This window comes from Melioribacter sulfuriphilus, from assembly GCF_051488685.1.
Taxonomy (GTDB): Bacteria; Bacteroidota; Ignavibacteria; order Ignavibacteriales; family Melioribacteraceae; genus Melioribacter.
This window is the reverse complement of sequence record NZ_JBPSEH010000008.1, coordinates 103,869-119,105: the sequence shown is the minus strand read 5'-3', so window position 1 is coordinate 119,105 and position 15,237 is coordinate 103,869. Positions and strand designations below refer to the sequence as shown.

Below are 15,237 nucleotides of genomic sequence, written 5' to 3'. Positions count from 1 at the left end.
CCATTATTTTGTGGTAAGTTCAAAAACTCCATCCCAATCTGCAGGTGGTGGATTTGTAATATAAAATTCGCAACGCTCTGCATAAACTCGTGAAGGATAATCTTTCAGTTCATCAAATGTTCGCTTGAAGTAATCACAAGCAGCTTCAAAATTGCGCATTTTATACAAGCTTAAGCCCTGGAAATAAAAATCGAGTTTTTCCAGTGCTACCTTTGCTGCAACGTCATCCTTTAGACTGATCAGTTCATAAATTTTAGTCGGTACCATTTTACCTTTTACTCTGATTACATCGAGTTCCCTTGCGAGGAAATGTTCTTTAATCAATTCATAAGTCGATGCGCTAATCATAATATTAGTACCGTAGGCTTTGTTTGCGCTTTCAAGTCTCGATGCCAGATTGACGTTATCGCCCAGCACAGTGTAGTCAAATCTCTTTGCACCTCCAATATTACCCACAATTGCTTCACCTGTATTGATACCAATTCTAATATAAATTGGTATTTCTCCAACAGCCATCCAGTTCTCTCTCAGTTCAACGAGACGTTTTTGCATTTTTAATGCTGCATGACAAGCCAGCAACGCATGATCTTTTATTTCAACAGGGGCTCCCCAGAAAGCCATAATTGCATCACCTAAATATTTATCGACAGTACCTTTATGTTCAATTATGATTTCACTCATTTCGTTAAGGAATTCATTAATGTATCCGACCAGCTCTTCGGGTTTCCTTTTTTCGGAGAACGATGTAAAATTGGCAATATCACAAAACATTATGGTAATTTCTTTCCTTTCCCCACCCAATCTCAATTTTGATGGATTCTTTAATAACTCATTTACAATCTCCTTGCTTACATACTGGCTGAACATATTTTTTATAACAAGATTTTGCTTCCGCTCGGTAATAAAATTATACGCTGTCGACGTAAAATAGGACAATACCACCGCAAGCGAGTAATTTACTACCGGCACAACAAGATGAAAATCAATAAACAAAATTACAGCTCCTCTGTAGATTAAATATAAGCTACAGGCAATGGCCGTCATATTTAACACTTCAATGACGATACTATTTTTCAATTTAATATTTCTTACGGCATTTGTAAGAATAAAAGTAAGAAAAGAAAGAATTGAGGTAAGAATAAAAATTACAGAGGATGACTGCCTATATAAAAAATCTTTCCATAAAATATTTTGAATTACATTTGCATGGAATTCGATACCATAGAGGATGTTACTTCCAGTCTTGCCTTCCGAAAATGCAACCGGAAGCAGGTCTCTATCTTCTGGCATGGTCGAACCAATAATGACGATTTTATCTTTGAATATTCCTGAATGAAGCAATCCGATATCCGGGTCGTCCCATGTATTAACTTCGATGCCGAGCAATTGTTCGTCTGATGTTTCATAATCCTTATCATCCAGTACATCAATTAAATTAACTCTTTTGAACGTTGCATCACCTCCGTAAAAATTAATAAGCATACTTTCGGTGTCCCATTTAGGAATTCTGACGTCGTTCAAAATAAAATAATCGGCGGTATCTTTAACCAGATAATTGTTCTTCAGACTTTTGAACTTGTTGATGATAGCAAAGCTGAAAGTGGGGAAAGACTTTCCAATTACGGCAGAGCTGACATAAGGAAGATACCTGCGATAAACTCCGTCGTTATCGGATGGCACCTGTACAATCCCGATTGAACTGTCAACGCCAAAAAATATATTGTCTAAGTTGTAAATTGTACTGGAAATAAAACTCTTTCCCGCCTGTAATTTACTCTCATTTGAGATGTCGATTTTACCGGCAAGCACAACTTTTCCGCACCTTTTGATTGATAAAGACATTAGGGAGTCGTTCAACGAAGAATATGAATCCGGATTAGAAAAATTGATATCAATACCTATTGCTCTTACACCTGCTTGCGAAAGATTATCGATGACATGTGAAAAAATGGATCGCGGCCAGGGCCATCTCCTTTGACTTTCCGGTATCTGGTCGTATGTATTTTGATTAATTTCAAGGAGAATAACATTCGAACTATCTTTGATATCGAGTGCACCTCTTTCATGAAATCGTTTATCGATAAGGCGTAATTCCAGATCCTTCAATGGTGAGATCTGAAATGGCGATACATTCGTAATTAAAAAGGATAAAATTGCAGAAAGAAATACAATTAAAATCCCGCCAAATAAATCTTTCTCTTTTTTTATTTCCATTTAGAAATTTAATCTTGCATATAATCCAGCAATTGAATTGGTATATTTCCCAGGGTAATGGAATAATCGCGCCTGAAATCCAAGAAAAAGATTAGCAATCAAATTGTAATCTGCCAGCAGTTCTACATAATGTCTTTTATAATCCCCGAAACTTGGATTGTAAGAAAATGTAAATTGCAATCGATCTTCCAACATTTTATAATTTACACGTCCAAGTAATGAAACGTAATCGTAAGAAGTACTTTGCATCTCTGTCGAGTTGAACAGTATTTGTATCAAAGAAGTCAAATTACGGTTCCAGAAACTGTTGACCGACAAAGAAACTGAATTATAATTAAGATCATTATTAAACAACGTTTCATCTTCCCTCTTTTGATTTACAAGAGTGAAAGAAATCGAGTTGCGAACATACCAGTTAAAATTATACGACACACCCAGTGAAATTCTGTTCGTTTTGTCTTTAATCATATAATTGTTATAGAGAGTATCGTAAATATCGATGCCGTTATTTTTTTTGTAGACGCTGTACGATAAAGTAATTTTTGGAAAATTAATCCTTGGGAAATACGATATCGAAGATGAAATATTATCAAAAGTTGTAGTGGCAATTTTTGTATTCTGTAAATTGTCCTCCAGTTTTTCAACTCCAAGGGAAATGAACAATTGATTATCCAGAAGACGGAGACGATCGCTTATATTAAATCCTTTTACATCAGTCCTCAAATAATTCTGTCCAAATGACTGGAAATCGTTGCCACGATAAATGTACGAGGCTTTCAAAGTATTGTAAAAGTAATTGATATTTAAGTTGGTTTCTGCCGCAAACGAAGCTAATTCTTGAGGGTTAAGGGGACCCAGGTATTCGTTAACAGTTATGAAATTTCCGAGTAGATCGCGTATAGTTCTTATTTGATCGGGATCGACATCGATGGCTTTCCCTTCTCCAAATACCGAATCAATTCTGGCATCGTCAATTTCACCTGCCGAGATATCATTATTATTCATACTAAATGCTACCTGGGAATTGAATACTATGTTTTTGTTATCGAGAGCAAACATCAGATCTGTACCAAAGACTGCATTTTCTTTGGGCCTTGCTCCAAACTCAATAGAACCTGGATCGTCTTTGCCGTGTAAATAAGAAAAACCCAATTGAAAATTCTCACCACTGCCGAATGATGGTCTGAGTGAAAATATTTCTCTTTTATAAGTTCCCAGTTCCACTTTACCGTATGGATTGCCATACTTGAGTTCGTCTATCAAAATTATATTAGAGCCTAATGGAGCATTTTCCTTTTGATATGTTTCGATAAGTTTACCTTCAATACCACGCGAAATCTCACCAAGTGAACTTTGAATATTTAAAAGACCCAATTTAATCTCGCCGCTTATTCCCCGCACTCTCTTGCCGTTTAATATTAGCGATGGGAATTGAGGATACGTGTCGCCCAGATGAAGTTCAAAGACTTCGCCCCCGGCTATTTTAAGCAGATAACGATTGTAAGGTTGTAGATAACTTTTTTCTTCCGAAGTTAAATAAAGTTGTCCTTCTAAATTCAAGAAACCGTATGATGCATTTAATGTTGCGTTGATGTTGGAATACTGAGTGCTCGATTCGCTCATGTTTTCAGATCGGGTTTCAGCGCGTATATTCCCTCTTAATTTAAATTGATTTTCCAGCTGCTCCATTGTCTCAGTTGATACAACCTGAACTGAGCGGGATATTGTATGATAGATGTTGCCATCTTTGTTGTACACTTCCACTTTTAGAACATAATTTCCTGGTTCTATATTTATATTCGACGAGCTCAAAATAATCAGATCACCCGCAATAAGTGTTTTAGAACTGACATCTTCGTTGTTTAATAATATCCTGGTCTTCTTTATATCAACTGTTTCAGGGGCTTTCATGAAAGATAAACTTAACAGGAAATTATCTGGGGTTAATTTTTCTGATTGTGCGGGACTTAAAATTAAAATCTCTTTATCTTTTTCAGATGTCGCTTGAACTGCTATTTGAATGGGCGGGGCACCATTAAGTACTCCCTCCGGATAAGTCTCGGTAGATCCGTCTTTCAGATTTATGACAATGTAATATTCGATGTAAGGGCTTTGTACAGACTCGCCGACAATATTAACAGATGCAGTATTACCTTTAATCTCCATCTCTTTAAGACTATATTCATCTTTACCGAACTGTCTGAAAGCAATTTCCATCGAGGAAATATTTTCACCGGATGTCAGATTGGCAGTAATATTTAACGGCGAATTTTCGATGGCTTTACTTACCTGCACATCTGTAATATAATTACTGACCTGAGCATACATTAAGCTCGCCAATAAACACAAAACAATGATATATTTTTTACTCATAAATATACCTTGTAATAAATTTTTATTCTTCGGGAGCGTAGTACTCAATCTCAATTGTACCTTCATCAGTTTCAATATAAATTTTCTTAACTGCTGCATGCTTGGACATATTTAATTTATTCAGGTCTTCCTGATTTTGAGTGCGGAATTGGAAATTGCCATCGGGTGTGATAACAACTGTATTCCCTCCGTTCAATTGTCCACTACCGCCCTGAGGACCTCGAAAAGATAGGTCGGCCATTCCTGATTCTAAAGACATGGTAAAAGTGCTATCCTCGTCAAATTCGAGAAATCCATTCGTGCCTCGTATAGATGCAACGACCGTAGGAGTAGTAAAACGAAATTCTTCTCCCTCGTCTTGTTTATTCACATCAAAGCCGATCATCCCTCTTTGAAGAAACGCATCCTTGTTTAATTTACGTCCTTCCGAGGCACCGTAAATATGAAGTATTGAATTTTCTCGCACTCTTAAGATTCCCGACCCGTCTTTGAATAACACAACTGCCAGGGATTTCGAACCTGTTCTCAGTTCGTTTCCGTCAGAAAGGGGTAACCCAATTTTTGCTTCCTGCCAATTAGATTCTTTTTCGGTCAAGCGAAATGTTACACTATTAAATACTTTTTTAATTAGGGCAATGATTTCCTTTGTATCGTCGGCAGGTTTTTGAAGATTGCCAACTTCTCCACTTTTAAATCCAAAGAGAAGTGGAATAATTAATAAGATAAAAACTTTACTCTTCATTGCCTTCACCTGTTTTTAAACTCTACTGAAATTATAGATTGTTCATTTTGATCAAAGAAATCGAGAAGAGCATTCAAATCGCTGAAGTCAAGTTGATTTCCTTCGCTGTCTGAAATCTTAATCCCTTCGGGAGAAATCTCGCCGTTAAGAAATTTATTTATCAATTCCGAGCTTATCTTGTTTTGAAGGAAATTTGCCAATCGCAATATTACGGGATTGACCTCACGCACATTTGCAGCTTCTCCACCAGCAGTAGAAGAAGTTCTGAAAACTCTTGGTTTACTTCTCAATAATAAAATTTCACCGGCTCCTTCAATCTTTGCAGTAACCGAAACAACCACATTAGTATCCTGCAGGATTTCTCTTCCCAGGTAATTAGTAAGGTTTATTTGAGTGATATTTGCATCGACTTCAAGATTATCCACAAGCGGATTGCCAGAATTAAGAGCGTCTTCGTCGGATGCCTCATCATTCTTATAATTTGCCTTAATTATATAGCTGCTTGCTCCTATTGATTGGTCCCACGTAATTATAATGTTTCCAACATCGACTTCTTCAAATTGGAGAGGCGAGGTGATTTCAGGTGCAGTAGCATTAAGAAATGTAAAAATCCTTTCCACTTCATCTTGTTCACCTGAATTAATGTCCTGTACTTTCAAAACTACCCTGAAAATACCTCTTGGTTTTCCAATACTGACAATATCGGAAATAACATCAGAATTCAATTCGGATTCTTCATAAATTAAATCGTCATTATCCAGTTCGTCGTTATAAAAACTTCTGGATAAAAAAGGGGCGGTTTTGAAGTAGGCAACTTGAACAAAGCCGGAAGTTTCATCTTTTTTCCATTCTACAAATCCTTCAACAATTACTTCTACATTTTCGGGAAAAATTGATACTCTCATAACACGAGGTTGATTGGCGATATTGTTGTCCGGCAGGAATGCCGCAAGGTCTATAGTACTGAGGTCCTGAAAAATATCCAGTTGAATTGAAATCCCTTGCTGTGCATTTAAAGTTGTCGCCAGCAGAAAAACCAAAAGGGTAATTCTCTTCATTGCAGCTCCGATTTATTTTACCAGCCCTAATTGAAGACGACAGAAATGTAATTAAATATTATGATTTACTCAATTAAAATTTCGGAGCTTGCCCGGCGCTGTTTTTAATTTATCTTGTTTTCCTTATCGGGATTTATAAACCCATATTGAGGAGAAGTGTGAGCGTCGATTCGTATTTCGCCAAAGCGTGCTTCAAATTTTTCTATGTTGTCTTTAAGAGCACGCATTAGCATTTTTGCATGTTGCGGCGTTGTTATTATTCTTGCTAACACTTTTGCTTTTGGCACTCCAGGTACCACTCTCGTAAAGTCGATTACAAATTCAGCGGGAGAATGTGTTATTATTGCGAGGTTCGAATAGATGCCTTCGGCTTCTTTTTCACCCAATTCGATATTTATTTGTTGAGCTTTTATTTCGTTCTGTTCCATTGCCGCTCCTGTTTTATAGGGAAGTTTGCATTGCGAGGGAAAAACCGGGGGAAATCAAATTCCCCCGGCAAAAAATTATTTTCTTAACTGATCCGCCTTATTGAAAGCTTCTGCCGATTTTTCTTCGTTGCCAAGATTAGCGTGAACTTTACCCAATAATTCCCATATTGCTGCTTCGTTGGGATTTACTTCCAGATACTTTTCAAGATAAGGAATGGCAGCCTGGAATTTTTCCTTGTACTTAGTTTCGTCTATTTTCACATTTTCATTTTGTTCCATCTCCTCGCGTATCTTTGCACCCCAGCGAATATATGTTACAGCCAGGTTGTAAATTGCATTTGTGTACTGTGGGTCGAGCTCTATCGCTTTTTTGAAATGTTTTTCTGCACCTTCAAAATCATTTGCATTCAAAAGTAGAACACCTAAATTGTACTGATAGAATTTATTTTCGGGATCTTTTTCAACGCCTTTTTTGAAAGCTTCGAGTGCCACGTCGAGCTTATTTGCCGAAATATAAGCATTCGAAAGTCTCAATAAAATTTCGTTGTCATCCGGGAATAAATCTCTTCCTTTTTCAAGTACAGAAATAGCCTTATCAAAATATTCGTATGCTTTAACGCTATCCTGTTCATTTTTAGATTCGCGATATGAATCGATTAAAGTATTACCTTTTTCTGTATAGATTTGTCCTAACATTGAAAATGCTTCTGCCGAATTTCCAAGTGAAGTTAATTTTTCAAGCGGTTCAATTGCATCGTCAATTTTATTCATATTAAGATAAGTATAGACAAGATTAATGTAGCCAACCGACGAATCGGGTTGACACAAAATCGAGTTTTTAAATTGTTCCGCAGCCTGTTCGAAGAAGATTTGCATTGTATCCTTAGAGGCTGTATTGCTGGCTTTATTGAAGAAATTTACGCCTTTGTTGAAGCTCGTTGCCCAGTAATATTTTTTAGAATCTTCAATCTGACTTTTGTACTTATCACTTATTGATAAAGATTTATCGAAAGCATTTAACATTTCGGGAATGTTACCTTCTTCACCATAAATATATCCCAGAAGATACCATCCTTCGTCACTATTTGGATTTTTAGCAATATCTTTTTGAAGTGCTTCTTTAGCTTTTTCGTACTGCTTTTGATTAATATAAAGCTTTGCGCCTGTCAATTCCGCCGAAGCACACTGAAATGCCGTAATCCCCAAAGCCATCCCCAAAATACTTAAAAATATAAGCGCTTTTTTCATTGATACTCCTGAATTTTATCTTAAAAAATACCTCGAAAAATAACCAATTTAAGATTCCTAAGTCAAGATTTTTTTCAATGCTTCACTAAAGAATCTCGCATTGAAGCTCTCCATTTTACTAAATGTCAAATTGATTTTAGAGTGTTAAAAGGATATTTTTAAAAATAAAAGAGGACATAATGAAAACAGAAGAAATCATCAGAAATGTGCCCAAAGTAATGCTTCACGACCATCTCGACGGTGGTTTGAGACCTCAAACGATAATTGAACTTGCAAAACAAATTGGATATAAAAAATTACCTACAACCGACGCAGAGGAACTTGCTGAATGGTTTCATAGAGGTGCAAATAAAGGAAACCTCGTTGAATACCTTCAGGGTTTTGAACACACCTGTGCAGTTATGCAGACGAAAGAAGCTCTCAAAAGAGTAGCTTATGAAATGCTGGAGGATATGAAAAACGACGGTGTATGCTACGTCGAAACCCGTTTTGCCCCGGTCTTTCATACGCAAAAAGGTCTTTATTACGAGGACATTCTTGATGCTGTCCTTGAAGGTCTGGAAGAAGGCAAAAGAGATTTCGGAGTTGGTTATGGATTGATTTTATGTGGAATGAGGAATATGAAGAATACACTCGAGATAGCCGAGCTGGCTGTAAATTACAGAAATCAAGGCGTGGTAGGATTTGACCTTGCGGGCGAAGAAGGCGGATATCCTCCCAAAAAACATCTCGACGCATTCCAGTACATAAAGCAAAAAAATTTCAATATTACAATTCATGCAGGCGAGGCTTTTGGTAAAGAATCGATATGGCAGGCTATTCAAATTTGTGGGGCTCACAGAATAGGACACGCAACACGACTTGTCGAAGATATTGTGTTCGATAAGGATGGCAACGTGGTTCAATTGGGGGAACTCGCACAATATATACTCGACACGAGACTGCCTCTGGAAATCTGTCTTTTGAGCAACGTCCATACCGGCGCAATCGACAAACTCGAAAATCATCCGTTCATCAAACTGTTCCGTGAAAAATTTAGAGTCTTCCTTAATACCGACGACCGCCTGATGAGCAATACTACTCTTACCAAAGAATATACAATAGCAAGTGAGCTGTTTGGACTTAATCTGGACGACGTCGAAAAGCTTAATATAAATGCGATGAAGTCATCATTTATTCCATACAAAAAACGATTATATTATATTTACCATGTTATTAAACCCGGTTTTCAGAAAATGAGAGAAAAATTACTATCATTAAAGGTATAATTATGGCTAAACCACTCTTTAAAAATTATTCTTATGAATTCGACAAGAACGAAAAAAAATTATTAATCACTTTTTGTAAATCAATTGTGAAACAAATGTCGAATGACGAGAGATTTTACACCGAAATTAAAACATTTAACTCGTTGATTCAAAAATTAGAAAGTAAAGATAACCCTATCAAACTGACAAAAGACGAAAAGACAAAACTCGTATTCCGACTGAAAGAAAATGAAAAGCATTTAGAAAAACAGATTAAAAATGCGGGATTCATAAAAAAATTGTTTTTCAAACCTCTCTACAAACAATATAAAAACATAATAGAGACGCACTTTAATGACTAAACGAGTAGTGAAAGCACCAACAGGCACAAAATTAACTTGTAAAGGCTGGATTCAGGAAGCCGCAATGCGTATGCTTATGAACAACCTGGATCCTGAAGTTGCAGAACGACCCGAAGACCTGATAGTCTACGGAGGCTCTGGTAAAGCTGCCCGCAACTGGGAGAGTTTTGATGCTATTGTAAGATCTCTGAAAGAATTAAACAATGACGAAACTTTGTTAATTCAATCGGGTAAACCTGTTGCTATTTTTAGAACTCATGAAAATGCACCGCGAGTTATAATATCAAATTCAATGCTCGTTCCTGATTGGGCAACCTGGGATGAATTCCGGCGACTCGAAAGTCTGGGACTTACAATGTACGGTCAAATGACAGCAGGTAGCTGGATTTATATTGGCACTCAGGGAATACTTCAGGGTACATATGAAACTTTTGCAGCATGCGCCGATAAGTACTTTAACGGTTCGTTATCCGGTAAATTTTTGTTGACTGCAGGATTAGGTGGAATGGGCGGAGCTCAGCCTCTCGCCGCTACTATGAACGGTGCTGCATTCCTGGGAATCGAAGTCGATCCTTCCAGAATTCAAAAACGACTCGATACAGGCTATATCGATGTAATGACCTACGACCTCAACGAAGCTCTTAAACTTGTACTCGATGCCAGAGAAAAAAAAGAAGCACTTTCGGTTGGACTGGTAGGTAATGCAGGCGAAGTGCTGCCGGAAATTCTAAAAAGAAATATCATTCCAGATATCGTCACAGACCAAACGTCTGCACACGACACTCTTAATGGCTACGTCCCGATGGGTATGAGTCTCGAAGAAGCATTGAGTCTTAGAAAACAAAATCCAGAAAAATATATTTCATTGGCAAAGAAAACAATTGTAGAGCATGTAAAAGCACTGCTCGAATTTCAAAAGAGAGGCGCAGTTGCGTTTGATTACGGTAACAATATTCGTGGAGAAGCAAAAGATAACGGTGTGGAAAATGCATTCGATATTCCGGGATTCGTACCAGAATACATAAGACCTCTATTTTGCGATGGTAAAGGACCCTTCAGGTGGGTGGCATTAAGTGGCGATCCAGAAGATATTTATGTTACCGATAATGCAGTTATTGAAGCATTACCAGACAATAAAAAACTTGTACGATGGATTGAAATGGCGGGTAAAAAAGTTCACTTTCAAGGATTGCCTGCGCGTATTTGCTGGTTGGGTTATGGTGAAAGAGCTAAAATTGGGAAAATTTTCAATCAGCTTGTAGCAAGTAAAAAAGTAAAAGCCCCCATTGTAATTGGAAGAGACCATCTGGATTGTGGATCGGTAGCATCTCCCAACCGTGAAACCGAAGGAATGAAAGACGGAAGCGATGCAATCGCAGATTGGCCAATTCTTAATGCTCTATTAAATGCCATTGGAGGAGCTAGCTGGGTATCCGTTCATCACGGCGGAGGTGTAGGGATTGGTAAATCGATTCATGCCGGCATGGTTATCGTTGCAGATGGCACATCTGCTGCTGAAGAAAGACTTGAACGCGTTTTAACTTACGACCCTGGTATGGGAATAGTCCGTCATGCAGATGCTGGATATGAAAGAGCCATCGACAACGCCTTGAAATTCAATATCAATATACCAATGCTCAACAAATAGAAATCATTAACAAACACAGGATAAATTAAAATGAAAGTATTAATAGCCGACAAATTTCCTGAACAGTATATTAAAAAACTGGAAGAAGCCGGTATTGAAGTCATCTATAATCCTAATTTAGGAGAAAAAGATTTGCCGGAAGCTGCACAAGAGGTTGATTGTTTAGTTGTGCGTTCAACAGTCGTCAGCGCCGAGACAATTGAGAAATCGAAGAATTTGAATTTAATTGTACGTGCAGGTGCCGGTGTAAATAATATTAATATACCTGCTGCAAACAAAAAAGGAATTTATGTTGCTAATTGCCCGGGTAAAAATGCAATTGCAGTAGCCGAGCTGGCTATCGGACTAATGATTGCCTGTGACAGGCGTATACCAAATAATGTAATTGATTTCAGGAATGGCAAATGGAACAAGGCCGAATACTCTAAAGCAAAAGGACTTTACGGCAGAACTCTTGCTATCGTAGGATACGGTCATATCGGAAAAGAAGTAGCAAAACGTGCTCAAGCTCTTGGCATGAATATCTATGCAAAAGATATTTCGAGGATTGAGGGTTACGGCGTTAAAGACTTTTCCGAATTCGACAAAGTTTTACCGATTGCAGATGTAGTATCAGTTCACCTCCCATCAACCCCAGAAACCAAAGGATTATTTAACGAAAAGATGTTTAATATGATGAAAGATGGAGCAATATTTATCAATACTTCGCGTGCCGACGTCGTAGACGAAGAAGCATTGATCAAGGCAGTAAAAGAAAAAAATTTGCGCGTGGGACTGGATGTTTTCAATGACGAGCCGGAAGACAAAAAAGGAAGCGTCTCTTCAAAACTTCAAGAACTCGAAAATGTTTATGTTACTCATCATATCGGAGCATCAACAGAACAGGCACAAAACGCAGTTGCTGAAGAAACTGTTAATATCATCCTTGATTATATTAAAAGCGGAGTTATTGCTCACTGGGTCAACAAAGCAAAAGCACCCGATACACACTATCAACTCGTCGTTAAACATTATGATAAGCCCGGCGTGCTTGCTTCAGTACTCGGTATAATTAAAGACGGCGATATCAACATAGAGGAAATTGAAAACATTATTTTCGACGGTGGACTGGTTGCATGCTGCACTATGAAACTTAAAGCTCCTCTCAGTAATGAAATGCTCGAAAAAATTAGACAAAATCCAGATGTAATTACTTACTCTCACGTAATGCTCGATTAATACAAAAAAAGCTGCCTTCCTGGAGGCAGCTTTTTTATTGTTCAGAACCAGATTAAATAAATTTCACGTCAATAATATCATCGATTATTCCGTGATAATATACCAGTTTAATTAGTTCCTGAATAGCTTCTGTTTCGTTGGGCGTTAGTTCATAATAAATTGAGTTAAAATTGTCGGCTATAAAGTTTTTTGTATCATCGCTCAAACCTAATTCATTCAAAATATTGTCGATATTGTCTTCAATCAATGTGTCGATTTTCTTAAATGTATTATTGAATGATTCAAGATTTTGTTTGTTTTCGGACACCAGCAAATAATTAACATATGGCAGATTTAAAAGATCGGAAATTTCATCTGCCAGACTAAGTCCTTTTTTGTATTTACTGTCAATAAAATTTTCGTCTCCAGCAATCAGATAGTCAAATTGAGGAGCTAATTTTAAAGAAGTATCCAGAATTATTTCAGGGTCAACTGAGTAACGTTCTTCAAAGAGAATCTTCGAAATTAAGGCTTCGTTGACGGAAATGTCGCCGCGAAGATATATTTTATCGATGGTTCTTTCACCCTTTACAAAATAGAGATAAGCGGCTGACAATAAACCATCAAATGAGATACCAATTTTCGAAGAAACGAAAATTTCCTTATTGTTGATTAATTCCAGTGAGGGAATAAGACCGATACTTTCTTTATCGTTCAACAAATTTTTTACTACTAAAGACGAAGGAGAAGGGATGATACAATAATTCTGTTTTATTGTAGGTTCATTGGTGAAAATCTGAATAAAGATATTATTTGGCACATACAAATTCATGGCATAGATAAAAAAAGCCGCATCTTAGAGCGGCTTTTCATATTATTTATCATTCTTATTTTTAATTTTTGCGGCTTTACCCGAAAGATTGCGCAGGTAGTAGAGCTTAGCACGCCTTACTCTACCCTGACGGATAACTTCAATTTTGGCAATTTTGGGTGAATTAAAGGCGAAAATTCTTTCGACTCCCACACCACTTGAAATTTTGCGAACCGTAAAAGTTTTTGTTAGACCTGAGCCGCGTATGTTAATTACGTCTCCTTCGAAAGGCTGAATTCTTTCTTTATCGCCTTCAATAACTCTTACGTGAACTTTAATACGATCGCCACTTCTGAATTCTGGAATATCTGTGCGTATCTGTTCAGCTGTCAGTTCTTTTATCTTATCCATTGTTACTCCGTTTTATTTATTTTTTTCCATTTTTCTGTTAAAATTTTCGATTGCTCTTCTTTCCACATTTTAATTCTTTTTTCGTTGCCCGATCGTAACACTTCAGGAACCTCCATTCCTTTATAAACCGCTGGCCGAGTATAATAAGGTGCTTCAATAATATCACCGTCCATAAGTGAATCGTTCAATGCCGATTCGCTGTCGTTGAGTACTCCCGGAATCAATCGAACAACAGAATCAATTATTATTAGAGCTGCAATTTCACCACCGGTCAAAATATAATTACCTACCGAAATTTCGTCGGTAGCAAATTTTTGTCTTACGCGGTCATCGATACCTTTGTAGTGTCCAGCAATAATCATAATATTTTTTGCCAGCGAAAATTGATTGGCAAGTTTCTGGTTGTAAAACTTACCACCGGGAGTCGGGAATATTATATGGTCGTATTTCCGCTGGTCCATTAATTTTTCAATACATTCAAAGAACGGTTCCGGTTTAAGAAGCATTCCGGGTCCACCGCCAAAGGGTTTATCGTCTATCTGCTTATGCTTGTCGTATGCATAATCCCGTAAATTATGAACGTATACTTCAACTTTTTTTCTTTCTTGCGCTCGCTTGAGTATACTGGTATTTAACGGACTCGTAAAAAAATCGGGCACTGCTGATATAACGTCAATCCTCATTGTCATAGAGCAAATCGCTATCGTCTGTTAAGTCGAGTCTTTTTTTAACAGCATCGAAATTTTTAATATAATTTTTTATTGCCGGAAAAAGGATTTCTTTTCCGTCATTGTCTTTAATAACATAGACGTCATTAGATTTAAGAACCCAAACGTCTTCAATTGTGCCAATAAAAAAACCTGCACGGTAGACCTTACTACCTATCAAATCATGGATAAAGAAAGTAAAATCGTCAAGTTCAACTTTGTTTTCTTCATCCACGAATAATCTCTTTCCAATAAACAAAGCTGCATCTTCAGCCGTGTCGAAACCTTTTATTTTCAGTAAGACACGGTCATCTTCAACCACACTCTCCTCGACTTCGAAACGTTTTACATTGCCAAAAAACTCAGCATAAACATAATCGAGGTTGAAGAATCTCTCAATAAAATCGGAATAGGAATCTACCGCAAAAAATCCTTGCTCGCCTGCAACGGATTTAACAACAGCAATTAAGATTAGATCATTTACCGAAGGATTTTGCATCCCGCAGCAAACGATTAATCTAAGATTTTTAATATGGCACGTTTACCTTCTTTAGCAGCGATAGCTGTCAGCAATGTACGCATTGCTTGAGCAGTTTTTCCCTGTTTTCCGATTACCTTACCGACGTCGTCAGCACCGACTTTAAGAGTAAGTTCAATGGTTTTTTCGTCGGGAGTGGATTCTTCCAGCTGTACAGTATCGGGATTATCCACAAGGTGTTTTGCGATAAATTCAATAAATTCCTTCATGAGAGTACCTATAATATTGTAAATAACGGGTACCTAATTTAGAG

Annotated in this window: 15 protein-coding genes; 4 read left to right on the top strand and 11 right to left on the bottom strand. The window is 37.3% G+C overall.

The genetic code is table 11. The features are described 5' to 3' along the window. Nucleotides 1-3: 3 nt before the first annotated feature. The 6 genes from ACSSV9_RS11770 to ACSSV9_RS11745 form a co-directional block, all read right to left on the bottom strand. The gene (locus tag ACSSV9_RS11770) at nucleotides 4-2,214 is read right to left on the bottom strand and encodes a CHASE2 domain-containing protein (protein ID WP_437347455.1); all 2,211 of its coding nucleotides are present in this window, start codon (nucleotides 2,212-2,214) and stop codon (nucleotides 4-6) included. Then, nucleotides 2,215-4,587: a hypothetical protein gene (locus ACSSV9_RS11765; RefSeq protein WP_437347454.1), complete on the bottom strand. Its 2,373-nt coding sequence runs from the start codon at nucleotides 4,585-4,587 to the stop codon at nucleotides 2,215-2,217. 22 nt (nucleotides 4,588-4,609) lie between these two features. Continuing rightward, nucleotides 4,610-5,329, bottom strand: a complete 720-nt coding sequence (locus tag ACSSV9_RS11760; RefSeq protein ID WP_437347453.1) for a FecR family protein — start codon at nucleotides 5,327-5,329, stop codon at nucleotides 4,610-4,612. Nucleotides 5,330-5,334: 5 nt separating this feature from the next. Further along, nucleotides 5,335-6,387: a hypothetical protein gene (locus tag ACSSV9_RS11755; RefSeq protein ID WP_437347452.1), complete on the bottom strand. Its 1,053-nt coding sequence runs from the start codon at nucleotides 6,385-6,387 to the stop codon at nucleotides 5,335-5,337. 104 nt (nucleotides 6,388-6,491) lie between these two features. Further along, nucleotides 6,492-6,815, bottom strand: coding sequence for a DUF3467 domain-containing protein (locus tag ACSSV9_RS11750; protein ID WP_437347451.1), 324 nt, complete (start codon nucleotides 6,813-6,815; stop codon nucleotides 6,492-6,494). 75 nt (nucleotides 6,816-6,890) lie between these two features. Next, a complete protein-coding gene (locus tag ACSSV9_RS11745) occupies nucleotides 6,891-8,063 on the bottom strand; it encodes a tetratricopeptide repeat protein (protein ID WP_437347450.1) in 1,173 nt (390 codons plus the stop codon). A gap of 179 nt (nucleotides 8,064-8,242) precedes the next feature. On the opposite strand from ACSSV9_RS11745, the gene ACSSV9_RS11740 reads away from it, so the two are divergent. The 4 genes from ACSSV9_RS11740 to ACSSV9_RS11725 are packed head-to-tail and all read left to right on the top strand — an operon-like array spanning nucleotide 8,243 to nucleotide 12,538. Further along, entirely contained in the window at nucleotides 8,243-9,331 is a 1,089-nt protein-coding gene (locus tag ACSSV9_RS11740) for an adenosine deaminase (protein ID WP_437347449.1), read from the top strand. Nucleotides 9,332-9,333: 2 nt separating this feature from the next. Then, on the top strand, nucleotides 9,334-9,672 hold the full coding sequence (locus ACSSV9_RS11735; protein WP_437347448.1) for a hypothetical protein: 339 nt from the start codon (nucleotides 9,334-9,336) through the stop codon (nucleotides 9,670-9,672). Continuing rightward, complete coding sequence (gene hutU, locus ACSSV9_RS11730) at nucleotides 9,665-11,320, top strand: urocanate hydratase (protein ID WP_437347447.1); 1,656 nt, start codon at nucleotides 9,665-9,667, stop codon at nucleotides 11,318-11,320. Before ACSSV9_RS11735 ends, hutU begins: the two co-directional genes overlap by 8 nt. Nucleotides 11,321-11,350: 30 nt before the next feature. After that, nucleotides 11,351-12,538, top strand: coding sequence for an NAD(P)-dependent oxidoreductase (locus tag ACSSV9_RS11725; protein WP_437347446.1), 1,188 nt, complete (start codon nucleotides 11,351-11,353; stop codon nucleotides 12,536-12,538). Nucleotides 12,539-12,590: 52 nt separating this feature from the next. Here the strand turns inward: ACSSV9_RS11725 and ACSSV9_RS11720 are convergent, their stop codons facing one another. From ACSSV9_RS11720 to ACSSV9_RS11700, 5 genes are read right to left on the bottom strand one after another with little or no spacing between them, the layout of a single operon-like run. Next, on the bottom strand, nucleotides 12,591-13,337 hold the full coding sequence (locus tag ACSSV9_RS11720) for a type 2 periplasmic-binding domain-containing protein (RefSeq protein WP_437347445.1): 747 nt from the start codon (nucleotides 13,335-13,337) through the stop codon (nucleotides 12,591-12,593). A 54-nt stretch (nucleotides 13,338-13,391) separates the two neighbouring features. Then, nucleotides 13,392-13,739, bottom strand: a complete 348-nt coding sequence (gene rplS, locus ACSSV9_RS11715; protein WP_437347444.1) for a 50S ribosomal protein L19 — start codon at nucleotides 13,737-13,739, stop codon at nucleotides 13,392-13,394. 2 nt (nucleotides 13,740-13,741) lie between these two features. Next, nucleotides 13,742-14,422 (bottom strand): tRNA (guanosine(37)-N1)-methyltransferase TrmD, encoded by a 681-nt coding sequence (gene trmD, locus ACSSV9_RS11710; protein ID WP_437347582.1) that lies wholly within the window; start codon nucleotides 14,420-14,422, stop codon nucleotides 13,742-13,744. After that, nucleotides 14,412-14,945: a ribosome maturation factor RimM gene (rimM, locus tag ACSSV9_RS11705; RefSeq protein ID WP_437347443.1), complete on the bottom strand. Its 534-nt coding sequence runs from the start codon at nucleotides 14,943-14,945 to the stop codon at nucleotides 14,412-14,414. Before rimM ends, trmD begins: the two co-directional genes overlap by 11 nt. Nucleotides 14,946-14,959: 14 nt before the next feature. Next, nucleotides 14,960-15,193 carry a KH domain-containing protein gene (locus ACSSV9_RS11700; RefSeq protein WP_437347442.1) on the bottom strand — a complete coding sequence of 78 codons (234 nt, stop codon included), beginning with the start codon at nucleotides 15,191-15,193 and terminating at the stop codon, nucleotides 14,960-14,962. Between the last annotated feature and the right edge of the window lie 44 nt (nucleotides 15,194-15,237).